Source organism: Streptomyces sp. NPDC028305 (assembly GCF_055569495.1).
In genome coordinates, this window is sequence record NZ_JBVHTN010000002.1 from 348,708 (window position 1) to 373,524 (window position 24,817).

The following is a 24,817-nucleotide window of genomic DNA, read 5'->3' on the forward strand; positions in this document are numbered from 1 at the left end:
GCGCGCGTGGTGGCACCCGCCGAGACCATCCTCGAGATCAGGGACCTGCGCACCCACTTCGAGCTCGAGGACGGGGTGGTGCGTGCCGTCGACGGCGTGGACCTGGACATCCGGCGCGGCGAGGTGGTCGCGGTCGTCGGCGAGTCCGGCTGCGGCAAGAGCGTCATGGCCCGCTCCGCGCTGCGGCTGGTCGACCGGCCCGGCCGCATCGTCGGCGGTGAGGTCCGGGTCCGCACGGACACCGGGTGGGCCGATGTGCTGACCGCCGACGGCCGCACCGTGCGGTCCATCCGCGGCGCGCGCGTCGCCATGGTCTTCCAGGAGCCCATGACGTCCATGAGCCCGATGCACACCCTCGGCGACCAGATCGCCGAGGCCATCCTGCTGCACGAGCCGGTCACCAAGGCCGAGGCCCGCGCGCGCACCGTCGAACTCCTCGGCCGGGTCGGCATCCCCGCCCCCGAGCGGCGCGCCGGCGAATACCCCTTCCAGATGAGCGGCGGCATGCTCCAGCGCGCCATGATCGCGATGGCCCTCTCCTGCGGCCCCGAACTGCTCATCGCCGACGAACCGACCACCGCCCTCGATGTCACCACACAGGCCCAGATCCTGGATCTGCTGCGCTCCCTCCAGCGGGACACCGGCATGGCGCTCATGCTCATCACCCATGACCTCGGGGTCGCGGCGCAGCTCGCCGACCGCGTCGCCGTGATGTACCTGGGCGCGGTCGTGGAACACGGAGACCTCGCGGACGTGTTCCGCCGGCCCCGCCACCCGTACACCAAGGCCCTGCTGCGGTCCGTGCCCCGGCTCGGCGCCCGGCCCCGGGAACGCCTCCGGCCCGTACGCGGCATGGTGCCGCCCCCCTACCGGCGCCCGGACGGCTGCCCGTTCCACCCGCGCTGCGAGGAGTTCATGGCCGGGCGCTGCGATGTGACGGTGCCACCGCCGGTCACCGGCCCCGAGGCCGGGCGCGCCGTGAGGTGCCTGCTGTACGAGGAGACCCGCGCATGACCACACACCCGGGCCCCACCCTCCTGGGGGTCCACGGCCTGACCAAACACTTCCCCATCCGCCGCGGGCTGCTCGGCCGCACCGTCGGCCACGTACGCGCCGTCGACGGCGTCGACCTGCGGATACCGGCGGGCCGCACCGTCGCGCTGGTCGGGGAGTCCGGCTGCGGCAAGAGCACCCTGGGCCGCTGTCTGCTCAGGGTCCACGAGCCCACCTCCGGACAGATCCGCTACCACCCGCGTGACGGCGCCGGCCCCGTCGACCTGGCGGCCCTCGGCGAGCGGGCCCTCAAGCCGTACCGCAACGAGATCCGGCTCGTCTTCCAGGACCCGTACGCCTCGCTCAACCCCCGGATGACCCTGCTTCAGATCGTCGGCGAACCCCTCAGGGCCAACCTCGGCCTGCGGCCCGCCGAGATCGAGGAACGGGTCGCCGAACTGCTGCGCCGTGTCGGTCTGCCCCCCGAGTATCTGCGCCGCTACCCCAACGCCTTCAGCGGAGGCCAGCGGCAGCGCGTCGGCATCGCGCGGGCGCTGGCGCCCGGGCCCCGGCTGGTGGTCGCCGACGAGGCGGTGAGCGCGCTGGACGTGTCCGTGCGTGCGCAGATCCTCAACCTGCTCAAGGACCTCCAGGAGGAGTCCGACCTCACCTATCTCTTCATCTCGCACGACCTGGGCGTGGTGGAGTACATGGCCGACGAGGTGGCCGTGATGTACGTGGGCAAGGTGGTCGAGACCGGCGCCACCGACGACCTGTACGAGCGGCCCCTGCACCCCTACACCGAGGCGCTGCTCTCCGCCGTCCCCGACCCGGACCCCGGCGCGCGGCGCCGGGAGCGCATCGTGCTGCGCGGAGAGGTGGCCGACCCGTCGCGGGTGCCGCCCGGCTGCCCGTTCCACCCGCGCTGCCGCTACGCCCAGGACCGCTGCCGCACCGAGGTGCCCCCCCTGCGCCAGGGGGCGCCGGGCCGGGCGGTGGCCTGCCACTTCGCCACAGATCTTGACCTGAAAGGAGTGCACGGCACATGAGCGACCCGCGCTTCGACGGTGTCGTACGGCCCTCGGCACACGACGGGAGGGTGCGCGAGGCGCTGCTGCCCGTGTGCCACCCCGGCGACAGCCACGCCGCCAATCTCCTGGAGCTCGACGACGGCGACCTGCTGTGCACCTGGTTCAACGGCCCGCAGGAGGGCGACCGGGACACCAACGTCGTCCTGTCGCGGCTGCCCCGCGGAGCCGACCGCTGGACCACCCCGGCGCCGCTGTCCGCCGACCCCGGCCGCGCCGAGCAGAACCCGGTGCTCGCCCAGCGGCCCGACGGCACCGTCTGGCTGTTCCACCCGTCCAACGAACCCCATGACCAGACCACCGCCCGCCTGATCGCCCGCACCTCCGCCGACCGGGGCCGCACCTGGAGCCCGCCGCGCGTCCTGCTGGAGGGGCCCGGCGTCTTCGTCCGCAATCCGCCGCTGACCCTCGACGACGGCACCTGGCTGCTGCCCGCCTACCGGTGCCGGCGCTCGGGCGAGCACAGCACCGTGCTGCTCAGCGAGGACGGGGGCGGGAGCTGGCAGGAGCACGAACTGCCCGGAGCCGAACACCTGGTGCAGCTGACCGCCGTCCCGAGGGACGACGGGTCGCTGTTCGCGATGTTCCGCAGCCGCGCGGCGGACCGTATCCACGCCTCCGAGTCGACCGACGGCGGCCGCACCTGGGCGCCGCCGGCCAGGACCGCGCTGCCCAACAACAACTCCGCCGTCCAGCTCACCCGGCTGCGCGGCGGGGCCCTGGCGCTGGTCTACAACCACGCGAGCCTCGAGCGCGGGGAGTACCGCTGGGTGGGGGAGGGCGCCGGACGGCGGAAGAAGGCCCTGCGCACCCCGCTCACGCTCGCCCTGTCCGACGACGGCGGCCGCACCTGGCCCCACCGGCGCGACCTCCAGACCACCGACGAGGAGTACTGGGACAACGAGTACGGCTATTCCTACCCCAGCGTCGTCCAGACCCGGGACGGGCTGCTGCACATCGCCTACTCCTATCTGCGCAAGACCATCAAACACCTGACGGTGGCGGAGGACTGGGTTCGGGACGGCCGCCCGTGACGGCGCGGCGCGTCGAGCGCTGGGACGTGTACGAACTGCGGCTGACCGGGCCGTCGGCCGGAAACCCGTACCGGGATGTCGTGTTCGGCGCCGACTTCCGCCACCGCCACCGCGTGGTCCCCGTCGACGGCTTCTACGACGGCTGCCACGACGGCCGGGGCCTGTACCGGGTCCGCTTCATGCCCGACCGGCCCGGGCCGTGGACGTACACCACGCGCTCCGACGCCCCCGAACTCGACGGTCACGGCGGCGAGTTCACCTGTGTGGCGGCGGTCCCGGGCAACCACGGACCCGTCCGCGTCGCGGGCCCCCGCCGCTTCCGGTACGCCGACGGCACCCCGTACGAGCCCTTCGGCACCACCTGCTACCACTGGACCCACGACGAGAACGAGGAACTGGAGGAGCGGACCCTGCGCACCCTCGCCGCCTCGCCGTTCAACAAGGTCCGCATGTGCCTGCTGCCGACCCGGGCGATGAACCCGCCCCGCCTGCCCTTCCCCGGCCGCACCCCCGGCGCGCTGGACACGGCCCGCTTCGACCCCGCCTTCTTCGCCCACTTCGAGCGGCGCGTACGCGACCTGCGCGACCTGGGCATCGAGGCGGACATCATCCTCTTCCACCCCTACGACGAGGGCCACTGGGGCGTGGACAACATGACCCGCGAGGAGGACCTCTCCCTCGTCCGCCACACCCTCGCCCGCCTCGCCGCGTACCGCAACGTGTGGTGGTCCATCGCCAACGAGTACGACTTCAACACCGCCAAGACCGTCGAGGACTGGGACCACATCGGCCGGTTCGTGCAGCGCCACGACCCCTACCAGCACCCGCGGTCGATCCACAACGGCACCCGCATGTACGAGTACGAGCGGATCTACGACTTCACCAAGCCATGGACCACCCACCAGTCCATCCAGCACTGGGACGCCGCCCGCACACCGCGGTGGCTGGCCGCCTGCCCCAAGCCCGTGGTCCTCGACGAGATCGGCTACGAGGGGAAGCTCGGCCGCCGCTGGGGCAACCTCACCGGGCGGGCGCTGGTGCGCCAGTTCTGGCACGGCGTGAGCGCGGGCGGATACGTCGGCCACGGCGAGTGCTACCCCGAGCAGGACCCCGACCACGCGGCCTGGATCTCGCGCGGCGGCCGGCTGCACGGCGACAGCGCGCCCAGGATCGCCTTCCTGCGCCGGCTTCGGGAGGAAGGGCCCGAGGACACCTACGTCTACTTCGGCGACCGGCGCCACGCCCACCGCGACATCGACCTCCCCGACATCGGCGCGCCCTGGCGCCTCGACCTCATCGACACCTGGGACATGACCGTGACCCCGCTGCCCGGGGTCCACCGCGGACGGGCCCGCGTGCCGCTGGACCGCCGCCCCGACCTGGCACTGCGCCTGCGGAGGGCGACATGACCGCCGACCACGGCCCCGACCACGGTCCCGTTCGCGTCCAAGGCACGCGTTTCCGGCACGCGGACGGCACCCCCTTCCACCCCTGGACCACCGCCGTGCCCCAGGCCGACCCCGACACCCTCCGCGCCCTGGCGGCCTCCCCGTTCAACCGGGTCCGGCTCACCGCCTCGGCCGCCCTCTCCCTCGACCGGCTCGACCAGCAGATCGGTGCCCTGGGCGCCATCGGTGTGCAGGCCGAGGTGATGCTGCACGGCCGCGACATCCCGGAGACGGTGGAACGCCTCGCCCGCCACCCCCATGTGTGGTGGTGCGCCCCGGAGGACCCTGACGCCCAGACCGACGTCCAGGAGTGCGACCACGGCCACCACCCGCTCACCGTGCACGGCGGTGTCCACACGGACTTCGGCGCCCCCTGGCTCACCCACGCCTCCCTCCGCCACCAGCAGGTGCGGGCCGTCTCACGGCTCACCCGGGACCTGTGCAAGCCGGTGCTCGCCGACGACTGCGGAGCGGAGGGGGACGACCCGGACCCCGACGCCGCCCTGTCGGCCGAGGAGTTGGTGTTCCGCGTCTGGGAGGGGGTGTGCCGGGGCGGCTACGTCGCCCACGGCGAGGCCCACGGGCCACGCCCCTGGAGGGCCCACGGCGGACGGCTGCGCGGTTCGAGCGCGTCCCGCGTCGCCTTTCTGCGCTCGATCCTCGACGAGGCTCCGCCGGGCCTCGCGCACACCCCCGAGACCTACGACGCCTCGACCCTGGAGGCGCCGGGGGAGTACTGGCTCCAGTACCTCGGCCCGCACCGCTATCCGCGCCGCCCCTTCGAGCTGCCCGGCGGCCCCTGGCGGGTGGACGTCATCGACACCTGGAACATGACCGTGCGCACCCTCGACTCCACACCCACCGGGAGCTTCGAGGTGGAACTCCCGGCGGAACCGTACTTCGCGATACGGATCCGCCGGGCCTGACCGGCCGGTGTCACCAGTCCTTGCCGGACGCCGCCTGCGCCTTGATGTAGGCCGGGATGTCCTTGGCCTCGGTCACCTTCAGCGCGGAGCGCACCGCGAGGCCGTCCTTGAGCACATGCTGGCGGAACACCATGTACAGCGGGAGGTCCCAGTACTCGGTCTCCTCGTAGCCCGTGACGACGGCGTTGTCCCCCCAGAAGACGCCCGAGGTGTCCACCCCGGCCAGCCCCGGGATCGCCTCGCCGAACGCGGCCCGGGCGGCGTCGGACGTGAGCGCCGGCTTCATGCCGTTCCGGGCGAGCTCGGTCTGGGCCTCCTGCGACACCAGCCACTTCACGACCTCGAGGGCCTGCTTGCGCTTGCCCGCCTGGGGCGGCACGAACGCGGCGATGGTGTTCGGCTGGTACACCGACCGCGCGTCCCCGCCCAGCACGGGGAGGGAGGTGACACCGAGGTCGATGTTCTTCGCCAGCTCGCGCCACTCCTCGGCGTCGTCCTCGGGGAGGTAGAGCGGGCTCAGGGCGTAGGCGCTGAGCTTCCAGAGGCTGTCCACGGCCATGGCCACATGCCCGGTCAGCAGGAAGTCGTCGACGGTGGTGAAGATGTTGTGCGGCAGCAGCAGGAAGCGCTCCAGGTTGTCGCCGAGCCGGTTCCAGCCCGCCGAGGTGATGTTCACCCTGATGTCCTCGGGCGCCGGATTCTCGCTGCCGGTGGGCAGGAAGGGGTAGAGCCCGAGCTGGTTGAACTCCAGATACAGATCAGGATGCTGGAGATAGCCCTTGTACGCCACCAGGTCCTGCTCGAACGTCAGCTTCTTGGCGAGGCGGTACGCCTGGTCGTACGTCATGCCGTTCGCCGGGGCCCTGACCCCGCGCAGGTCGAAGATCTTCTTGTTGTGGAACAGGACGTACTCGTCGACGAACAGCGGCACGCCGTACACCCCGCCGTCCGAGCGGGACTTGACCAGCTCGACCGCCGCCGGGTTCAGCGAGCCGAGGTCGATGCCCTCGGACGTGAGGTCGTCGGTGAGGTCCCGGACCCAGCCCCTGGGCTCCAGGTCGCGGTCGATGCGTCTGCGCGGGTCCTCCAGGATGATGTCGGGCACCACGCCGGCCTTGTCCAGGTCTTCGTAGCGGATGGGAAAGTCCCAGGTGACCGCCTTGATCTTCAGACCGGGGAACGCGGCCCTGAGCTTGTCGCCGATGACCGCGTCGAAGAAGCCCGGGTTCTCGAAGGGCTTGTAGTTGGCCATGAAGACGAGCAGTTCGTCGTCGCACACGTCGAACGGCTTGTTGTAGCGGTTCGGGATCTGGACGCAGGCGGACGCGCCCGACGACGCGGAGCGGGCCGCGGGGCGCATCCGCGCCTGAGCCGACGTGGCCGCGGCGGTGCCGGTCAGGGCCGCGGTGCCGACCGCCGCTCCGGCCGCGACGAACTTTCTACGGCTGAGGCGCGACCGGGAGCCGCCCTCCTCGTCCCTGGGTTCCTGACGCATACTCACACTCCTCTTCGGATGCGGTACTCCACTGGTATGCCATCTGAATGCCATAATGGTCACGCCGGGCGTGGGCGGGGTCAACACCCGTGCGCGCAATGACAGTTGTCGGTGAGGGGGAGTCGCCGGTGTTCCGGATAGCGAGCGGTGACAACAGCCTGGAGGTCACCGTGGAGCGCGGCGAGGCACGGGTCGCCTTCCGGCACGGGGCGGCGGGCCGGGCCGAGCGGGACGGCGGAGACCTGTGCTTCGACGCCCCCCTGAGCCGCATGCTGGCCGTGTCCACCGGCCGCCCCTGGCGCATCGCCCTGCCCGGCGCTCGCGAGCCCGAGGTCCGCCGCACGCCGCAGGGGCTCGCGGTGCGCTGCGCGGTGGGCGGGCTCGCGGCCGAGGTCGCCTTCGCGTTCGTACGGGGGCTGCTGCGCCTGGACGTGACCTGGCGCAACACCGGCGAGCGCGGGTACGAGGACGTGGTGCTCGGCGTGGCGCTGCCGCTGCCGTGCCGAAAGGCCTCGGCCGTCACCCTGCCGCAGGTGCTCTACCGGGGCAACCCGTCGGCCGACCCGGACCGCACCGTGCCCCGGCTCGGCGTCGGCCCGCACCGCGCCCTGGTGGTCGAGGAACACCGGCTGCCCGTCCCGTGCGCGCACGCGGAGTGGCGCTCCCGCGGCCGCGTGCCCACCTGGTATGCCACCCTCTACGCGGCGGAGCCCGGCGAGGGCTCCCTCGGGGCGGTCCAGCGCGGACACGTCACGCTGCTCGCGATGAGCGGCGCGCTGATGTTCAACGGCGTGCCGGACACGGCCTACGTCCATAAGGGGAAGACCGCCCCCTACGACGGCGGCTACCTCGACCTTCCGCCGGGCGCGGTCCACCGCGCGCACTACGCCCTGGACTGGGGGGTCGCGGCCCACCCGGGCCACGGCTTCCGGCCCCTGGTGCACCAGGGGCTCGGACTGTACGCCCCCGAAGGCGCCCGCCCCCTCACCCTGGACCGGATCGTCCACTACAAGACGGCGGCCATGGACCGCCGCTGGCACGAGGCCGGAGGGGCCGCCGGATTCCTCAAGTTCACCGGACCCGGCCACACCCCCGGCTTCCTGTACGGCTGGACCGGCCAGAGCCTGAAACTCGCCTGGTGCGACGCCCGCGTCGGCCTGGAGCGCGACCAGCCCTGGCGCGTCGACCGCTGCCGCCGGGCCGTCGACTTCTACCTCGACGGCAGCGCCGCCGGAGCCCCACCGGGCCTGCGCATGAGCTTCTACTCCACCGAGGACCGCGCCTGGTCGGCCTTCGAGCGGGACGGCGAGACCTTCATCTCTTCCCGGGCATACGGCGACGCCCTGTGCGACCTCGCCGACGTCATCGAACTGCTGGGGGCCCACGGCCACGCCGTGCCACGGCGCTGGATCCGGGCGCTGGCCGAGGGCGCGGACACCGCGTGCGCCACCACCGCGAGCGCCACCGTGCCGCCGCTCGGCTGGCGGCTGGACGGCAGCCCGCTGCCCCAGGAGCCGGGGGCGGCCGGGCTGGCGTGCGTGCTGGCCCTGCTCAAGGCCCACCGGATCACGGGCGAGGCCCACATGCTGCGGCGCGGCGAACAGCTCGTCGCGCACTACCGCCACCGGCACGCCGACGACTGGGCCAAGCCCTTCGCCCGCGCCACCCTCGACGCCGTCTGCGAGGACAAGGAGGGCGGCATCGCGTACTTCCTGTGCGTGTACGAGCTGCTGCTGCTCGCCGGTGGCGAGCGCCGGCGCGCCTGGGCCGAGGAGGCCGCCGACTGGCTGCTCACCTGGGTCTATCAGTGGGACCCGCCGTTCGAATCCGGCTTCCGGACGGCCGGGTGGCCCGGGGTCAGCGTGCAGAACCACCACGTGGACGTGTTCTTCCCGGCGTACGAGCTCGCCAGGCTCGGCGAGCTGACCGGCCGCGAGATGTATCGCCGACTCGGTGAGCTGATCCTGTACGCCTTCGGACAGGGCATCTGCACGAAGGCGGGCGAGTGGGGCTTCGAAGGGCTCGGCGAGCAGGCCGAGGGGTTCTTCCCCACCAACTGGCAGGCGCGCGGCACCAGCAACACCTGGAACCCCTCCTGGGTGACCGCGCAGGTGCTGTCGCAGGCGCTGCGGATGCGCGCGGCGGGTCAGCCCAGCCCGTGGCGCGCCGGCTCCGGCCGGTGCACCCCCCGGGGCCGGTAGCCGAGCGCCCCGGCGACGCCGAGGTGGTCGGCGAGCAGCCAGGCGATGGCCAGCCACATCTCCGTCCCCTGAAGGCCGGGCACATGCGGCGCACGGCCGCCGGGCTCCAGCGCGAACGAGAACCCGGCGCCGTCCTGCCACCGCCCGAGCAGCCGATCCAACTGCCCGCGCGCCCAATCGCGGCCCTCGGCGATCCGGTGCCCGGTCTGCCGCGCGCACAGCCACAGCGGATGGATCACATCCAGCACGTCGCAGGCGTCGCCGCGGTCGGGACCGAAGAACGCGGGGTCCCGGCTGTGCGCGAGCACCGTGTCCACGGTCCGCTCCGGGTACGGCAAGCCCAGCCCGAACTGCGCGAACGTACCGCGGGTGACCCGGTAGAAGCCGTTGACCGGCTGCCGCCACCGGTCGGTCCCGCCCGGCGCGCCCCACAGCCCGTGTCCGGGGTCGGCGCGGGTGAGCAGCCAGCCGAACAGCGCCTCGGCCGCGGGAGCGCGCAGCTCGAAGCCGTCGAGGTCGCGCAGGATCGCGGTGCCGACCCCGTCCACCCAGTGGCCCGAGCGCCAGGCCTCGGTCCGCCACGGCAGCCCGTCCAGGTGGTCCACCAGCTCGGCGGGCGCGAGGTCCTGCACGACGCGCACGGGGTGGGCGAAGCCGGAGCCCAGCAGATCCAGCGCGTAGCCGACGGACAGGATGTGGTACATCGCCGTGTCGTCGGCCAGCGATGGCGGACCGGCGCCGTACTCCGGGACGAGGCCGGTGTCCGGGTCCTGAAGGGAGCGCAGCCGCTCGGCGAGTTCCGCGCCGTCCGACCCCGGTGGAGGAGCGCCCAGCAGCAGATCCGAGACCTCCACGGCGTCGCACACCGCACGCACCGTACGGGCCGCGCCCGGACGGTCGGTCCAGCCGTCGCCGTCCCGGCAGCGGGCGAGGACGTCCGGCGCCTGCTCGCGGGCGCGGTCGGCGAACCGCTCCAGCCGCACATCCAGGGCGCCCGGCGAACGCGGAACGGGGGCGGCCGGCGTGTCCCGCCGGTCGCGCAGCCGCCGCGCCGGGTTTCCCGCGGCGACCGACCAGGGCGGGAGGTCCTTGGTGACCACCGCGCCCGCCCCGATGACACAGTGATCGCCGATGGTGACCCCGTCGACGACCACCACATGCGAGCCGATCCACACATCGTCGCCGATCACGATCCCGGCCGAGGTGAGCGGCTGGCGGTGCACCGGACGGTCGGGCGCGAAGGAGTGGTTGAAGCCCAGCAGCGAGGTGTGCGCGCCCACCCGCACCCCGTCGCCGAGCCGCAGCCGGCCGCGCGCCGTCGAGAAGGGGTTGAGGGTGCAGTCGCGGCCCAGGGACACCTCGCCGGTGACCACCGCGTGCGCGCCGATGTACGAGCGCTCGCCCATCCGCAGCCGGTCGGTGAACACACCCGCCCACGGCGAGACGAAGACCCGTTCGGCGAGGTCGACCTCGCCGTCGCCCGAGGCCAGCCGCTCCGTCAGGCGCCGCTGGTGGTCCAGCTGCTCCGCGCGCTCCTCCTCGGTCGCCGCGCTCCAGAACTCCCAGGGACAGTAGTCGTACCGTCCTGGCTGTCCGGGTTCATTCCCGCGCACCGGTCACCCTCTCTCGCACCAAGCCGTCGACGTGTTCGATCCGGTCGGACTCCGCCAGCGAGCCGAAGTGGCAGTCTGACAGGTGCAGCCCGTCGATCGGCGCGTGGGCGTAGCCGCGCGCGAGCACGGCGCGCCGGGCGTGGTCCACCGTGACGTCCCGGATGCCGATGTCCCGCACCCTCGGCGGATACGACCCCGTGTCGCCCTCCCCGCGGTGGAAGTCACAGCTGAGGAACTCCTTGCGGAGATGGGTGACGGTGAGGTCGGCGAGCTGGATGTTCTCGGCGTAGCCGCCGCGTACGGAGTTGGTCTTGATGTAGAGCCCGAAGTAGAGCCCGGGGCCGCCGATGCGGCAGCGGCGTACGTACACATCGCGGATGCCGCCGGTCATGTCGCTGCCCAGGGTGATGGCGCCGTAGCGGTGCCGGAGCACACAGTCCTCGATCACGATGTTCTCGCTCGGCACGTTCACCCGCCGGCCGTCGGCCTCCCGCCCCGACTTGATCGCGATGCAGTCGTCGCCCGCGGCGATGTCGCAGCGGCGGATCACCACGTCCCGGCAGGACTCCGGGTCGATCCCGTCGTTGTTGGGGCCGGGGCTGTCGATCGTCACATCCCGGATGAGCACACCCGTGCACAGCACGGGATGGATCTCCCACATGGGGGAGCGCACGATCGTCACGCCTTCCACCAGTACCCCGTGGCAGCCCTGGAACTCCAGGAAGTTGGGCCGGAAGCGGCAGCCGTCCGCGTGGATCCGCCGCTCGACCGGGACGCCCGCCTCGGCCTGCCGCCACAGCCTGGGCCAGTCGTCCTCCTGCTGCCGGATCCCGGGCCGCCAGCCGAACTCCGCCTGCCCGGACCAGGGCCACCAGTGCTCGTCGTCGGCATGTCCGTCGAGCACGCCCCGGCCAGTGACCGCGATGTCGCGCTGCCCCCGGGCGTAGACGAAGGGCGAGTAGCCGTACATCTCCACGCCCTGGAAACGGGTGAGGACCGGCGGGAGGTAGGCGGCCGGGTCCCGGTCGAAGAGCAGCCGGGCGCCGTCCTCCAGATGCAGATCGACATGGCTGAGCAGATGGACGGGCCCGGTGGCGTACGTCCCGGAGGGCACCGTCACATGGCCGCCGCCCGCCGCGGCGCAGGCCGCGACGGCCCGGCGCAGCGCCGCCGTGCAGTCCGTGCGGCCGTCGCCGCGCGCGCCGAACGCGGTCACGGGGAACTCGTGGTCGGGGAAGCGTGGCCGGGCGACCCGGGCCACGATGGCGTCCGCCCGGCTCCAGTCACCCATCGGACGCGGCCTCCTGGCCGTCCACCACGACGCGGCGCAGCACCAGCCCCGTCACGTTCCGCACCTCGCCGGGGCCCGCCATCTCCGTGAACACGCAGTCGCTGAACAGGACGTCGCGGACGGGGTTCGCGTCGTTGCCGATCAGGTTCCAGGGCCTGCGGCCGGTCCGCGCGGTGAGCCGGTGCACGGCGATGTCCCGTACGTCCGGGTAGTAGTCACCGGTCTCGACGCGCTCGTAGTCGAGCGCGATCTCGATGACGGCGTCCCCGACCTGGCCGACCGTGATGTCGTGGCAGGTGATGTCGCGTACATAGCCGCCGCGTACCGGGTTGGACTTGATGCGGATCGCCCGGTCGAGCTGGGGGCTGTCCATGCGGCAGTCCCGGGCGAGGATGTCGCGGACACCGCCGGTCGTCTCGCTGCCGATGGTGACGCCCCCATGTCCGGCCCGCATCTCGCACCGCTCCACCAGGGCGTGCTCGCAGGGGACGTTCACGCGCCGCCCGTCCGCGTTCTTGCCGGCCTTGAACGCCACACAGTCGTCGCCGGTGTCGAACACGCAGTCCTGGATGAGGACATGGGCGCAGGACTCCGGGTTGCAGCCGTCGTTGTTGGGGCCGACGGGGCTGTCCACGGTCACACCGCGCACGGTGACATTGCGGCACAGCACCGGGTGGATGTTCCACATCGGCGAGTTCTTCACCGTGACGCCCTCGATCAGGACATCGCGGCAGTCGTAGAACTGGATGAGATTGGGCCGCAGATGGTATCCGGCGCCGAAGACCCGCTCCGCGACCGGCACCCCCGCCTCGGCCCACTCCAGCAGCTTCCTCTTGTCCACCCCCTCGGGGGAGGGTCCGCCGCCCGCGCCCTTCGTCCAGTTCCACCAGTGGTCGGCGTCGGCCTGCCCGTCGATGACGCCACGGCCGGTCACCGCGATCGTGCGGCAGCCGTGTGCGTACAGCGGCGGCGCGTAGTTGAGGCATTCGGTGCCCTCGTACCGGGTGTACACCACGGGGAGATAGGCGGCCGGGTCCTGGCTGAAGCGCAGGGTGGCGCCTTCTCGCAGATGCAGGTCGATGCGGTCGCGCAGCCGTATCGCGCCCGTGAGGTAGTCGCCGGGCGGTACGACCACATGGCCGCCGCCGGCCGCGGCGCAGTGCTCGATGGCGCGGCGGAACGCGGCCGTGCAGTCCGTCGAGCCGTCGCCGACGGCCCCGTGGTCGGTGACCAGCACCCGGCGGCGGGGGAACCGGGGGGTACGGACGCCGGAGAGGATACGGGCCGCCTGCCGGTCCGCGGCCGCGCGCGGATCCGCCGGGGCGGCCGGGACACCGGAGGCGGCGGCCCCGGCGTCCTCCCGGCCGGCGGCCTGTGCCGTACGCGCGGCCAGGGCGAGCGCGGCGGTGGAGCCCGCCGTCAGCAACAGGGCCCTGCGGCCCGGACCGTTCACCACGTCCACTCCTTTGCGGGGATGTGCAGGGTGTGTTCGCGCTCGGGGGCCTTCGGCGCCGGCCGCCGGGTGCCGTACATGGGCCGGCACCTGCCCTCCGGCTGGATGCCCACCACGTCGTCGCCGCGCCAGTGGGTGCGGTAGGTGCGCCCGGCCGCGGTCTCCTCGGTCGTCGACTCGGCGAGCGGGAAGGTCACGGTGATGCGCTCGCCCGCCCGGGGGCGGTCGAGGCTCAGAGACCCGTCGGGCGCCCACAGGCCCGGCTCCGGCCCGCGGGCGTGGGTGGCGGGCCCGGACGCGGGCCGCCGTGTGACGGCGAGCCGGGCGTAGCCGGCCCACTCCGGGACACGCAGGCGCAGTTCGCGGCAGTCGTGGTGGACGTTCAGGTCGATCCGGCCCTCGTGGGGCAGATGGCTGAGCACATCCACCAGGCGGCTGCCGCGGTTGAGCAGCAGATTGACGCGCACCAGGCGCTCGTCGCCCGTGACGGCGGTGCGCCAGCCGGTGAACAGGCCGCGCACCCCCGACCCCACACAGCACGCCTGGACATCGGCGGTGTGCCCCCGGCCGAGGACCGCGTCCGAGACATAGTCGTTGGGCGCGCCGTACCCGGCGAACGCGCCGCGGACCCGCTCGCCGACGCGGTGGCGGGTGAGCCAGCCGGGGATGTCGCGGGAGCGGTCGGGGGCCGAGCGCACCCAGTCGACGTCGGTGAGCTGCGAGGCGGTGAGGTGGTTGCGCAGAAAGCGCTCCACGACCGTCCAGTACCGGGTGTGCCCGGCCTGGGCGAGGGTGGTGCCGATGCCGATGAGGTCCACCAGGGAACACGTCTCGTGCTCGAAGCGCTGTCCGGCGAGGTCGCCGGGGGTCCACCCGTAGGCGGTGCACTGGGACAGCGCCCAGTCGAAGGACCGGCGGACGAACGCGGTCAGGGCGTGGTCTCCGGTGAACACCGCGTACTGGGCGATGCCGTCCAGGGTGCCCAGGCGCGTGTGGAAGTGTCCGCTGCGATACGCGAGCGCCGCGTTGAACGAGCCGTCGGGCAGGAAGACCCCGCTGTGCTCGGTGATCAGCCGGGTGAACCAGCCGCACAGCTCCAGTGCCTGCTCATTGCCCGTCGCCCGGTGCCAGACCAGCAGTGGCATGATCAGCCGCCCGCAGAAGGAGGCGGGGTCCGGGGCCAGACGCAGTTGGACGGCGTGGAGCGAGGGCCAGCCTTCCGGGGTGTACTCGGAGGCCGGGTAGTACCAGACGTCGCGCTCCTTGACGGCGATCTGGTGCAGCGCCGCGACCTGCCGGTCGGCGGCCCGCCGCACGGTCTCGTCGCCGCTGTCCCGGTACCAGCTGGTGAGCGCGAGCAGCGTGGCCCGCTGATCGATGAGGCTCGCGTGCGGCTCCCAGCGGCCGCGCGGGTGGCGGCGCCGGTACGTCAGCCCGTCCTCGGCGAGCAGGTCCAGCAGGGTGGCCCGGTAGCGGCTCTCCGTATCGGACCACCAGGACGCGCCGGTCATCCGGCGGGCCAGGACGCAGGCGTCGGTCAGCCGCCCGTGACTGGAGCCGTAGTCCCAGTCGCCGTGCAGCAGCACCGCGGGGTCGCCTCGCAGGTCGGCGCTGAAGAAGGGGATGCCGCCGAGATCGGGATCGGCCAGGTTGACCACGGCGTTCATGGAAAGCTCGGCGCGCTCTTCCAGAAGCAGGGTCGCTGGAATGCCAGTCATGTTCCGTCTCGCCGTCCTGAGGTCGGAGCGAACACGGGGGAGGGGGAACGACGGCAACGCTAGGCACGCGGCACAGGGCCGTCAAGGGTGCGGAATCCGCTGGAAGAGGCCAATATCCCGGCGTCGCCGCGCTGTTGACGCCCTCTGCGGATCCGCCTTACCGTCGATGCGAAAGCATGGTCCGAGGTGGCATACCAGCGCGGGGTTCGATGTCGATGACGGCGCTGCGGAGGACCGGAGCGATCGGCAGCAGGGAGTTCAGCGCCCCAGGCCCTCGGGAGCACGCATGCTCGCCTACCACGAAGACTTCTCGCCCGGCACCGGCCGCCGCGCCCCCCGGGCCCACTTCACCTCCGACGCCGCCCGGCTCAGCCTGAACGGCCGCTGGCTCCTGCGCATGTCGCCCACCGCGGACGCGGCGCCCCTGGACTTCCTCGGCCCCGAACCGGCCCCGGGCGACGACTGGTCACGGCTGCCCGTGCCCTCGCACTGGGTGCTGCACGGCCACGGCCTTCCCCGCTACACCAACACCGCCTACCCGTTTCCCATCGACCCGCCGCACGTGCCCGACGACAACCCGACCGGCGACCACCGGTACGTCTTCGAGCTGCCCGAGGGGTGGCGGACGCCCGGCAGTGTGCTGCGCTTCGACGGTGTCGACTCCTGCTTCCGCGTGTGGCTCAACGGCCGCGCCCTCGGCACCTCCAAGGGCAGCCGGCTGCCCGCCGAGTTCGACGCGGGGGAAGCGCTCCGGCCCGGCCGCAACGTGGTGGCCGTGCGCGTCCACCGCTGGTCCTCCGGCAGCTACCTGGAGGACCAGGACATGTGGTGGCTGCCCGGGATCTTCCGCGATGTGACCCTGCTGGAGCGGCCGGAGGGCGGCATCGACGACTTCTTCGTCCACGCCGACTACGACCACGAGACCGGGCGCGGCCTGCTGCGCGTCGACACCGAGGCCCCCGCGCTGCTCACCGTCCCCGAACTCGGCATCGCCGGACACCCGGCGGGGCTCCCGCTCACCGTGCCCGGCGCCGAGCCGTGGAGCGCCGAGACGCCCCGGCTGTACGAAGGGTGGCTCGCCACCGGCACCGAGCGCGTCCGGCTGCGCATCGGATTCCGTACGGTCGCCATCCGCGACGGACGCTTCACCGTCAACGGCGCGCCCGTGCTGCTGCGCGGCGTCAACCGCCACGAGCACGACCCCGACCACGGCCGCGCCCTGTCCCTCGCCACCATGCGCGAGGACCTGCTGCTGATGAAGCGGCACAACATCAACGCGGTGCGCACCGCGCACTACCCCCCGCACCCCGCCTTCCTCGACCTGTGCGACGAGCTCGGGCTGTGGGTCGTCGAGGAGTGCGACATCGAGACCCACGGCTTCATCTACGCCGACTGGCACGGCAACCCGGCCGACGACCCGCGCTGGCGGCCGATGCTGCTGGACCGCATGCGGCGCATGGTCGAGCGCGACAAGAACCACCCCAGCGTCGTCATCTGGTCGCTCGGCAACGAGAGCCACCACGGCCGCAACTTCGCCGCCCTCGCCGACTGGACCCGCGCCCGCGACCCCGCGCGCCCCCTCCACTACGAGCGCGACCGTACCTACCGCCACTCGGACTTCTACAGCCTCATGTACCCCCCGGTGGACGAGGTCGCCCGCATCGGACGCCACGAGGAGGAGCCGCCGCCCGAGACCGCCGCCGAGCCGGCCCTGGAACACCGCCGCCGCGCCCTGCCCTTCCTGCTGTGCGAGTACGCGCACGCCATGGGCAACGGCCCCGGCTCCCTCACCGCCTACCAGCGCGCACTGGAGGCGCATCCGCGCTGCGCGGGCGGCTTCGTATGGGAGTGGATCGACCACGGCCTGCGGCGCCGCACCGCCGACGGACGGACGTACTTCGCCTACGGCGGGGACTTCGGCGACACCCCGCACGGCGGCACCTTCTGCGTCGACGGCCTGGTCTTCCCCGACCGCACGCCCTCACCGGGGCTCCTCGCGTACAAGACGGCCATCGAACCCGTCGTGATCACGGCGGATCCCGGCGGCGGCCGGATCGCCGTCCGCAGCCGTTACGACCTGCGCGACACCTCGCATCTGCGGTTCATCTGGACCTTGGAGGACGAGGGGAGGGCCGTCGCGGGCGGCGAGCTCGACGTCCCCCCGCTGGGCGCCCGGCGGACCACCGGGATTCCGCTGCCGGAGCTGCCCGTGCCCGGGACACCGCGCGGCGAACTGTGGCTGACCGTACGGGCCGTGCTCGCGGCCGGCGAGCCCTGGGCACCGTCCGGACACGAAGTAGCCTGGACCCAGGCCCCGGTCCCGCACGCCACCACGCCTCGGGGACGTCCGGCGGATCGTGACGCCTGCGGCGGGCTCCCCTACCCGCCCCTTCCCGAAACCATGGGCTCCGCCCCTGGACCCCGGGGTCTGGGGCGGAGCCCCAGTTTGGGGAAGGGGCGGGTAGGGGAACAGACACCCCCCAGCCCGACCGGAGTCACCCTCGCGGAGCTCGGCCTCGACGTCGACCGGCGGACCGGAACGCTCCGAGCCATCGGCGGCGTCCGCCTGGACGGGCCGTGGCTGGACATCTGGCGCGCGCCCACCGACAACGACCGCGGGATGGGGGACAACTCCGTCCTGCGCGCCTGGCGGGCCGCCGGCCTCGACCGCCTGGTCGCGCGCACCGTACGCGTCGAGGAGCGCCCCGACCGGCTCCTGGTGGAGACCCGCGCCGCCCCGGCCGGCCTCCCGCACGCCCTGCGCGTCCGGTACGTCTGGACGGCGGATTGGCCGGCGGACGGGTCGGCGGACGGCCCCGGCCTGCGGCTCACCGTCCACCTGACCCCCGAAGGCCCCTGGGACGGGCTGACGCTGCCACGCCTCGGCGTGCGCCTCGCGCTGCCCGCCGGCCTCGACCGGGTTCGGTGGTACGGCAAGGGGCCCGGCGAGGCCTACCCGGACAGCGCGGACGCGGCGCGCGTCGGCCTGTTCACCGCCACGGTTTCCGAACTCCAGACCCCGTACGTCGTCCCCCAGGAGAACGGCCGCCGCGCCGCCGTCCGCTGGGCCGAGATCACCGATTCCGCGTCCGGCGCCGGACTGCGCGTCGAGGGCGCGGGGGACACGCCGCACTTCGGGCTCACGGTCCGTCCCTGGAGCACCGAGGCACTCGAAGCGGCCGACCACCCCACGGACCTCGCGCCGGACGGCCGTACGCACCTTCACCTCGACCACGCCCAGTACGGCCTGGGCAGCGCCTCCTGCGGACCCGGCCCCCTCCCGGAGCACCGGCTGCCCCCCGCGGAGTGCGCCTTCACCTTCGTGTTCCGAGCAGCACCCAGTGGAAGCGGAAAGGGAGACTCATGAGCGCCGGACCCATGAGCGACGGGCAAAACTACCGCCCCGACTGGGGGTCGCTGCGCGGCCACCGCGTCCCGGACTGGTTCCGGGACGCCAAGCTCGGCATCTGGTCGCACTGGGGCCCGCAGTCCGCCGCCCGCTCCGGCGACTGGTACGCCCGGCATCTGTACGGGCCGTACGACGGCACCGAGGAGTTCGAACGGGAACGGGCGGGCCGGCAGACCGCCGCGCACCGGAAGCGGTACGGGCACCCCTCCCGGTTCGGCCACAAGGACCTGTGCGGTCTGTGGCGCGCCGAGAAGTTCGACCCGGAAGCGCTGATGGACCGATTCCGGCGCACCGGCGCGCGCTACTTCGTCTCCATGGCGGCGCACTGCGACAACTTCGACCTGTGGGACTCCGCCCACCAGCCCTGGAACGCCGTCAACGTCGGGCCGCGCAGCGACATCGTGGCCCGCTGGGAAGCCGCGGCGCGCGGCGCCGGGCTCCGCTTCGGGGTCAGCATGCACGCCGGTTCCTGGACCTGGCGCTGGCTGGACGCCGCCTTCGCCGCGGACACCGAGGGGCCCGCGGCGGGCGTTCCGTACGACGGGCATCTCACCGCCGGGGACGGCCGGGGCCTGTGGTGGGAAGGGCTCGACCCGCGGGCCCTCTACGGCCGGCCGCGGCGCCCGGGCGAGCCGCCGGACCCGGAGTTCATCGACGACTTCTACGCCCGGCTGCGCGATGTCACCACCCGCCACCGGCCCGAACTGGTCTACCTGGACGACTCACGGCTGCCCTTCGACGACGGCAGCGTCTGCCCTGCCGCCCCGCCCAGCGGGCGTGGTCTGGAGTTCCTCGCCGACTACTACAACCGGGTGCCCGAGGGCGTGGTGAGCATCAAGACGGTGCCGGGACGCGACCGCGGGGCCGTGCTCCTGGACATCGAACGCCAGCAGCTGGGCGACACGGACCCCGAGCCCTGGCAGTACGACACCAGCATCGGCGACTGGTTCTACTGCGACGGCTATCGCTACAAGACGCCGGACGACATCGTCCATCTGCTCGTCGACACCGTCAGCAAGAACGGCTGCCTCCTGCTCAACGTGCCCCAGCTGCCCGACGGCACGCTGGACGACGCCACCGGGGCCGTCCTCGACTCCCTCGGCGGGTGGGTCGAACGCTGCGGCGAAGCCGTCTTCGGCACCCGCCCCTGGGCGCGGTACGGCGAGGGGCCGACCCGGGTTACCGGCGAGCGCGCGAGGGAGTCGGCCCTCGCCTACACCTCGCGCGACATCCGCTTCACCCGCGCCGGGGACGCGCTCTACGCCTTCCTGATGGCGTGGCCGGACGGCCACGACCGGACCGTGCGCATCCGCAGCCTGGGACGGGCCGCGGGGCTGCTGCACGCTCCGCCCCGGCGGGTCACCCTGCTCGGGGCGTCCGCGCCCGCGCGGTGGACGGTGCGCGCCGACGCCCTGGAGGTGACCCTCCCCGACCGGCCCCCGACGCCGTACGTCCAGGTCCTGCGGATCGACATCGGGGAGCCGGGCGCCGACGAGGCCGGCGCCGACGAGGCCGGCCGGACGGCGACATGACGCACCGTGTGCCCGGCGGGGAGGCGGCGGCCCTGCCCATCCGCGTACTCGGCCGCAGCGGCGTCCCCGTCACCGCGCTGTCCTTCGGGTCCGCGGCCATCGGCCACCTGTTCACCCCGGTCACCGACGAGCAGGCGTACGCCACCGTGGACGCCGCGTGGGATACGGGCATCCGCTACTTCGACACCGCGCCCCACTACGGCGCGGGTCTGGCCGAGCGCCGCCTGGGCCGCGCCCTGCGCACCCGCGCCCGCGACAGCTATGTGATCTCCACCAAGGCCGGCCGCCTCCTCGAACCCGCGGAGCCGGGGCGGGACGGCCGCCCCGGCCACCGCCGCGTCTGGGACTTCAGCGCGGCCGGTGTCCGCCGCTCGATCGAGGACAGCCTGGCGCGTCTCGGTCTCGACCGGGTCGACATCGTCTATCTCCACGACCCCGACGACCACGCCGAACAGGCCTTCGGCGAGGGCTATCCGGAGCTGGAGCGGCTGCGCGGGGAGGGCGTGGTCGGCGCGATCGGCGCGGGGATGAACCAGGCCGGGATGCTGACCCGTTTCGTCCGCGACACCGACGTCGACGCGGTGCTGTGCGCGGGCCGCTACACCCTCCTCGACCAGCGCGCCGCCCTCGCCCTGCTGCCGGCGGCACGGGAGCGCGGCACCTCCGTGGTCATCGGCGGGGTCTACAACTCCGGGGTGCTGGCCGATCCCCGCCCGGGGGCCACGTACGACTACGCGGCCGTGCCCCCGGACCTGCTGGACCGCGCCCGCCGCATGCGGGCGGTGGCCGAGCGGCACGGCGCCACGCTGCGCGCCGCGGCCCTGGCCTTCTCGGCGGCGCCGGAGCCGGTGGCGAGTGTGCTGGTCGGCGCGCGCTCGCCCGGTGAAGTCGCCGATGCTGCTGTGCAGTTCAGGGCTTCCGTGCCCGCCGACCTCTGGCGGGAGCTGCGCGCGGAGGGGCTGCTGCCCGAGGATGTGCCCACCCCTGGGCCTCGGGGGTCATGACGGGCGGGGCGCGCATGGCGTAAATTTAATGCAGTTGATTGACTTACGTGGTGCTGCTCGGTTGACTGACGCCATGTCCACCCCCCACGCGTCATCCGGCCCTGTCCCCATCGACCCCGAGGAGCTCGGCTTCGACCCCGACGAACTGCGAGCCCGCTACCGCGCCGAGCGCGAACGCCGGATCCGCCCCGACGGCAGCGCCCAGTACCAGCGCCCCACCGGCGAGTTCGGCCACTTCGACGAGGACCCCTACGCCGACCCCGGGCACACCCGGGAGCCCCTGCGCGACCGGGTCGAGGTGCTCATCGTCGGCGGCGGGTTCGGCGGTCTGCTCGCCGGGGCCCGGCTGCGGCAGCAGGGCGTGGACTCGATCCGGGTGATCGAGAAGGGCGCGGACTTCGGCGGCACCTGGTACTGGAACCGCTACCCCGGCATCCACTGCGACATCGAGTCGTATATCTACCTGCCGCTGCTCGAAGAGGTCGGCTACATCCCGGAGTGGAAGTACGCGCCGGGGGAGGAGATCCGGCAGCACGCGCGGGCGATCGCGCGCCGCTTCGACCTCTACGACGACGCCTGCTTCCAGACACAGGTGACCGAACTGCGGTGGGACGACTCCGCATGGGAGTGGGCCGTCACCACCGACCGCGGAGACCGTATGCGGGCGCGCCATGTGGTGGTCGCCGGCGGGACACTCAGCCAGGTCAAGCTGCCCGGCATCCCCGGTATCGAGACCTTCCGGGGGCACACGTTCCACACCAGCCGCTGGGACTACGCGTACACCGGAGGCGACGCGAACGGCGGCCTGGACGGGCTCGCGGACAAGCGCGTGGCGCTCATCGGCACCGGCGCGACCGCCATCCAGGTCGTGCCGCACCTCGCCGAACACGCACGGCAGCTGTATGTGTTCCAGCGCACGCCGTCCTCGGTCGACGTACGCGGCAACCGGCCCACCGACCCCGCGTGGGCCGATTCGCTCCAGCCCGGCTGGCAGCGGCGCCGCATGGAGAACTTCCTCAAGGTCGTCACGGGTGTCCGTGCCGACGAGGACCTGGTGAACGACGCCTGGACCAGCAGCGCGCGGCTCCAGGAGAAGATGATCCCGGTCAACAGCTATGCGCACATCCCGGCCGAAGAGCGCGAACGCGCCTACGAGATCGCCGACTTCCAGAAGATGAACGAGCTGCGCGCCCGGGTGGACACCGTCATCGAGGACCCGGCGACGGCGGAGACCCTCAAGCCCTGGTACCGCTACATGTGCAAGCGGCCCACGTTCAGCGACACCTACCTCCAGACGTTCAACCGGCCCAATGTCACCCTGGTCGACACCGCCGACACCCACGGCGTCCAGCGGATCACCGAGAACGCCGTCGTGGTCGGCGACACCGAGTACGAGGTGGACTGCGTCATCTTCGCGACCGGTTTCGAGGTGGGCGTCTCGGGCGTCATGTCCGGAAAGCTGCCCGTGTACGGCAGGGGAGGCGTCCCCCTGCTGGAGGCCTGGAAGGACGGCCCGAAGACCCTCCACGGCTTCTACAGCCACGGCTTCCCCAACTTCTACCAGCTCGGCCCGCTCCAGAACGCGAGTGCCGTCAACTACGTCCATATCCTCGACGAGCAGGCCGGCCATGTCGCCGAGATCATCTCGCAGGCGCGCAAGCGCCAGGCCCGGTACGTCGAGCCGAGCCCCGAGGCCCAGGACGCCTGGGTGGCCACGATCCGGGAGAAGGCGGCGGACCTGTACAAGTTCCACGCCGAGTGCACCCCCGGCTACTACAACAACGAGGGCACACCCCGGGCGCGGAGCCAGTCGTACGGCGACGGACCGGTCGCGTTCCACGAACTGCTCCGGCGCTGGCGCGCGGACGGCGGCGCGGACGGCGTCCTGGTGGTGTCCGAGTGAGCGCGACACCGATCCCCAGCCGCTTCGACGACACGGGCGGCCTCCGGACCAGCAGCGCCCGCTGGAAGGCCGAGCGGCTCAACCCGCCCAGCCGGCTGTGGGGTTCGAACGGCGTGGCGTTCGGCCCCGACGGGCGGCTGTACGTCGCCCAGTTCCTCGCCGGACAGATCAGCGCCGTCGACCCGGCCACCGGGGACATCGAGGTGGTCGTGCCGATCGACGGCCCGGTCCAGTCGCCGGACGACCTCGCGTTCGGCGCGGACGGCTCGATGTACATCACCGACCTGGTCCCCGGCCGGGTGTGGCGCCGCACCCCCGAGGGCGAGTACACCCTCGTGTCCGACGAGGTGACGAACCCCAACGGCATCACCTGCATCGGCGACCGGCTCTTCATCAACGAGATGAAACCCGACGGCCGCCTGATGGAACTGTTCCCGGACGGCGGCGACCCGGTGGTGCTCACGGCGGGACTGGCCCTCGGCAACGCGATGCAGCTCGGCCCCGACGGCCACCTGTACTACCCGCACATGATGAGCGACCAGGTCTGGCGGATCCCCCCGGACGGCGGGGTGCCCGAGCCGGTCGCCGAGGGCGTACACGAGCCGGTCGCGGTCCGCTTCGACCGAGGCGGTGTCCTCCACGTCCTGTCGCGGGGCGTGGAGGGCATCGTGACCCGCGTCGATCTGCACGGCACCGGCTCCCGCACGCTGGTCACCAGCGGTGTGGCGGGGCTGGACAACGCGGCGTTCGACACCGAGAACCGGATGTTCATCTCCAGCTACGCCAGCGGCGGCATCGCGGAGATGCACCCCGACGGGCGGATCCGGGAGGTCGTACCCCGCGGGCTCGACGGCCCCTATGGGGTGACGATCGACCTGGGCGGACGGGTCTACGCGGCCGACCACTACCGGCTGGCGGGCCCCGCGGCCACCCACGAGGGCGAGCCGAACTCCGGCCTGGACGGCGACGAGACGGGCGGCGTGACGACCCACGCCCTGATGCCCTTCGCCCACGGGATCACCGCCGACGGCGAGCTGCTGCACCTCACCTCGCAGTACGGAAACGTCCGGACCCACCACCCCGCGCGCGGCATCACCCGGGAGCGGGCGGCCGGCCTGGACCAGCCCCTGGGCATCGCGGTGAGCCCGGACGGCTCGCTCGTCGTCGCCGAGGCGGGCGCCGGCCGGATCGTGGCCATCGACGGCGACGACACCCTCACCGTGCTCGCCGAAGGGCTCGACCACCCCGTGGATGTGGCCTTCGACGCGGAGGGCCGCTGCTATGCGACCGACGACCGGCTCGGCGCGGTGCTCCGGATCGACGACGGGACACCGGTGACCGTCGCGGACGGGCTCGGGGCGCCGCAGGGGCTGGCGGTCCTGGGCGACGAACTCTTCACGGTGGAGACCGCGCACCGCAGACTCCGGGCGATCTCGCTCACCACGGGGGAGAGCCGGATCGACGCGGAGGAACTGCCGGTGGGCCCGCCCCCGGGCGTCGCTCCCCGCGCCGACCCCGCCCTGTTCGCGGGCGGCCTGCCCGGCTCCCCGCGCCGCTTCGCCGGCCTCGCCGCCGCCCCGGACGGTTCGCTCCTGCTCGCGGCCGACGGGGAGGGCACGGTGCTGCGGCTGACGCCGTCCCCGGCCGGCGCCTGATCCTCCGGTCGTTGACGGTGACGTCGGCGACCGGCAGGTCTCCCGCCCGGTGGT

At 73.0% G+C, this 24,817-nt stretch carries 16 protein-coding genes; 11 read left to right on the top strand and 5 right to left on the bottom strand.

Translation table 11 applies throughout. The annotated features are described in order from the left end of the window. Window positions 1-6: 6 nt before the first annotated feature. From ACZ4WQ_RS08350 to ACZ4WQ_RS08370, 5 genes are read left to right on the top strand one after another with little or no spacing between them, the layout of a single operon-like run. The gene (locus ACZ4WQ_RS08350) at window positions 7-1,014 is read left to right on the top strand and encodes an ABC transporter ATP-binding protein (RefSeq protein WP_311722121.1); all 1,008 of its coding nucleotides are present in this window, start codon (window positions 7-9) and stop codon (window positions 1,012-1,014) included. Beyond that, on the top strand, window positions 1,011-2,042 hold the full coding sequence (locus ACZ4WQ_RS08355; protein WP_398374223.1) for an ABC transporter ATP-binding protein: 1,032 nt from the start codon (window positions 1,011-1,013) through the stop codon (window positions 2,040-2,042). Before ACZ4WQ_RS08350 ends, ACZ4WQ_RS08355 begins: the two co-directional genes overlap by 4 nt. Further along, window positions 2,039-3,115, top strand: a complete 1,077-nt coding sequence (locus ACZ4WQ_RS08360; protein WP_398374225.1) for an exo-alpha-sialidase — start codon at window positions 2,039-2,041, stop codon at window positions 3,113-3,115. Before ACZ4WQ_RS08355 ends, ACZ4WQ_RS08360 begins: the two co-directional genes overlap by 4 nt. Next, a complete protein-coding gene (locus ACZ4WQ_RS08365; RefSeq protein ID WP_358845990.1) occupies window positions 3,112-4,524 on the top strand; it encodes a DUF5060 domain-containing protein in 1,413 nt (470 codons plus the stop codon). The genes ACZ4WQ_RS08360 and ACZ4WQ_RS08365 overlap by 4 nt, the downstream gene beginning before the upstream one ends. After that, window positions 4,521-5,489, top strand: coding sequence for a DUF5605 domain-containing protein (locus ACZ4WQ_RS08370; RefSeq protein WP_398374227.1), 969 nt, complete (start codon window positions 4,521-4,523; stop codon window positions 5,487-5,489). Before ACZ4WQ_RS08365 ends, ACZ4WQ_RS08370 begins: the two co-directional genes overlap by 4 nt. A gap of 10 nt (window positions 5,490-5,499) precedes the next feature. Here the strand turns inward: ACZ4WQ_RS08370 and ACZ4WQ_RS08375 are convergent, their stop codons facing one another. Continuing rightward, window positions 5,500-6,984 carry an ABC transporter substrate-binding protein gene (locus ACZ4WQ_RS08375; RefSeq protein ID WP_398374229.1) on the bottom strand — a complete coding sequence of 495 codons (1,485 nt, stop codon included), beginning with the start codon at window positions 6,982-6,984 and terminating at the stop codon, window positions 5,500-5,502. A 98-nt stretch (window positions 6,985-7,082) separates the two neighbouring features. Between ACZ4WQ_RS08375 and ACZ4WQ_RS08380 the strand changes: the two genes are divergently transcribed. Further along, a complete protein-coding gene (locus tag ACZ4WQ_RS08380; protein WP_398374231.1) occupies window positions 7,083-9,185 on the top strand; it encodes a hypothetical protein in 2,103 nt (700 codons plus the stop codon). On the opposite strand, the gene ACZ4WQ_RS08385 is transcribed toward ACZ4WQ_RS08380, so the two are convergent. From ACZ4WQ_RS08385 to ACZ4WQ_RS08400, 4 genes are read right to left on the bottom strand one after another with little or no spacing between them, the layout of a single operon-like run. Further along, window positions 9,131-10,798, bottom strand: coding sequence for an acyltransferase (locus ACZ4WQ_RS08385; RefSeq protein WP_398374233.1), 1,668 nt, complete (start codon window positions 10,796-10,798; stop codon window positions 9,131-9,133). The two genes, ACZ4WQ_RS08380 and ACZ4WQ_RS08385, sit on opposite strands and share 55 nt — an antisense overlap. Next, window positions 10,785-12,089, bottom strand: coding sequence for a glycoside hydrolase family 28 protein (locus ACZ4WQ_RS08390; RefSeq protein ID WP_398374235.1), 1,305 nt, complete (start codon window positions 12,087-12,089; stop codon window positions 10,785-10,787). Before ACZ4WQ_RS08390 ends, ACZ4WQ_RS08385 begins: the two co-directional genes overlap by 14 nt. Beyond that, window positions 12,082-13,545: a glycoside hydrolase family 28 protein gene (locus ACZ4WQ_RS08395; protein WP_398374237.1), complete on the bottom strand. Its 1,464-nt coding sequence runs from the start codon at window positions 13,543-13,545 to the stop codon at window positions 12,082-12,084. Before ACZ4WQ_RS08395 ends, ACZ4WQ_RS08390 begins: the two co-directional genes overlap by 8 nt. Beyond that, complete coding sequence (locus ACZ4WQ_RS08400) at window positions 13,539-15,260, bottom strand: hypothetical protein (protein ID WP_398374239.1); 1,722 nt, start codon at window positions 15,258-15,260, stop codon at window positions 13,539-13,541. Before ACZ4WQ_RS08400 ends, ACZ4WQ_RS08395 begins: the two co-directional genes overlap by 7 nt. 286 nt (window positions 15,261-15,546) lie before the next feature. Here ACZ4WQ_RS08400 and ACZ4WQ_RS08405 point away from each other — a divergent pair, with 286 nt between their 5' ends. The 5 genes from ACZ4WQ_RS08405 (at window position 15,547) to ACZ4WQ_RS08425 (ending at window position 24,763) form a co-directional block, all read left to right on the top strand. After that, complete coding sequence (locus tag ACZ4WQ_RS08405) at window positions 15,547-18,627, top strand: glycoside hydrolase family 2 TIM barrel-domain containing protein (protein ID WP_398374240.1); 3,081 nt, start codon at window positions 15,547-15,549, stop codon at window positions 18,625-18,627. Between the two features lie 11 nt (window positions 18,628-18,638). Continuing rightward, window positions 18,639-20,201: an alpha-L-fucosidase gene (locus tag ACZ4WQ_RS08410; RefSeq protein ID WP_398374241.1), complete on the top strand. Its 1,563-nt coding sequence runs from the start codon at window positions 18,639-18,641 to the stop codon at window positions 20,199-20,201. After that, a complete protein-coding gene (locus tag ACZ4WQ_RS08415) occupies window positions 20,198-21,205 on the top strand; it encodes an aldo/keto reductase (protein ID WP_398374242.1) in 1,008 nt (335 codons plus the stop codon). Before ACZ4WQ_RS08410 ends, ACZ4WQ_RS08415 begins: the two co-directional genes overlap by 4 nt. 73 nt (window positions 21,206-21,278) lie before the next feature. Beyond that, window positions 21,279-23,108 carry a flavin-containing monooxygenase gene (locus tag ACZ4WQ_RS08420; RefSeq protein WP_361182217.1) on the top strand — a complete coding sequence of 610 codons (1,830 nt, stop codon included), beginning with the start codon at window positions 21,279-21,281 and terminating at the stop codon, window positions 23,106-23,108. Beyond that, a complete protein-coding gene (locus ACZ4WQ_RS08425; RefSeq protein WP_311722136.1) occupies window positions 23,105-24,763 on the top strand; it encodes a virginiamycin B lyase family protein in 1,659 nt (552 codons plus the stop codon). Before ACZ4WQ_RS08420 ends, ACZ4WQ_RS08425 begins: the two co-directional genes overlap by 4 nt. The last annotated feature ends 54 nt before the right edge of the window (window positions 24,764-24,817 follow it).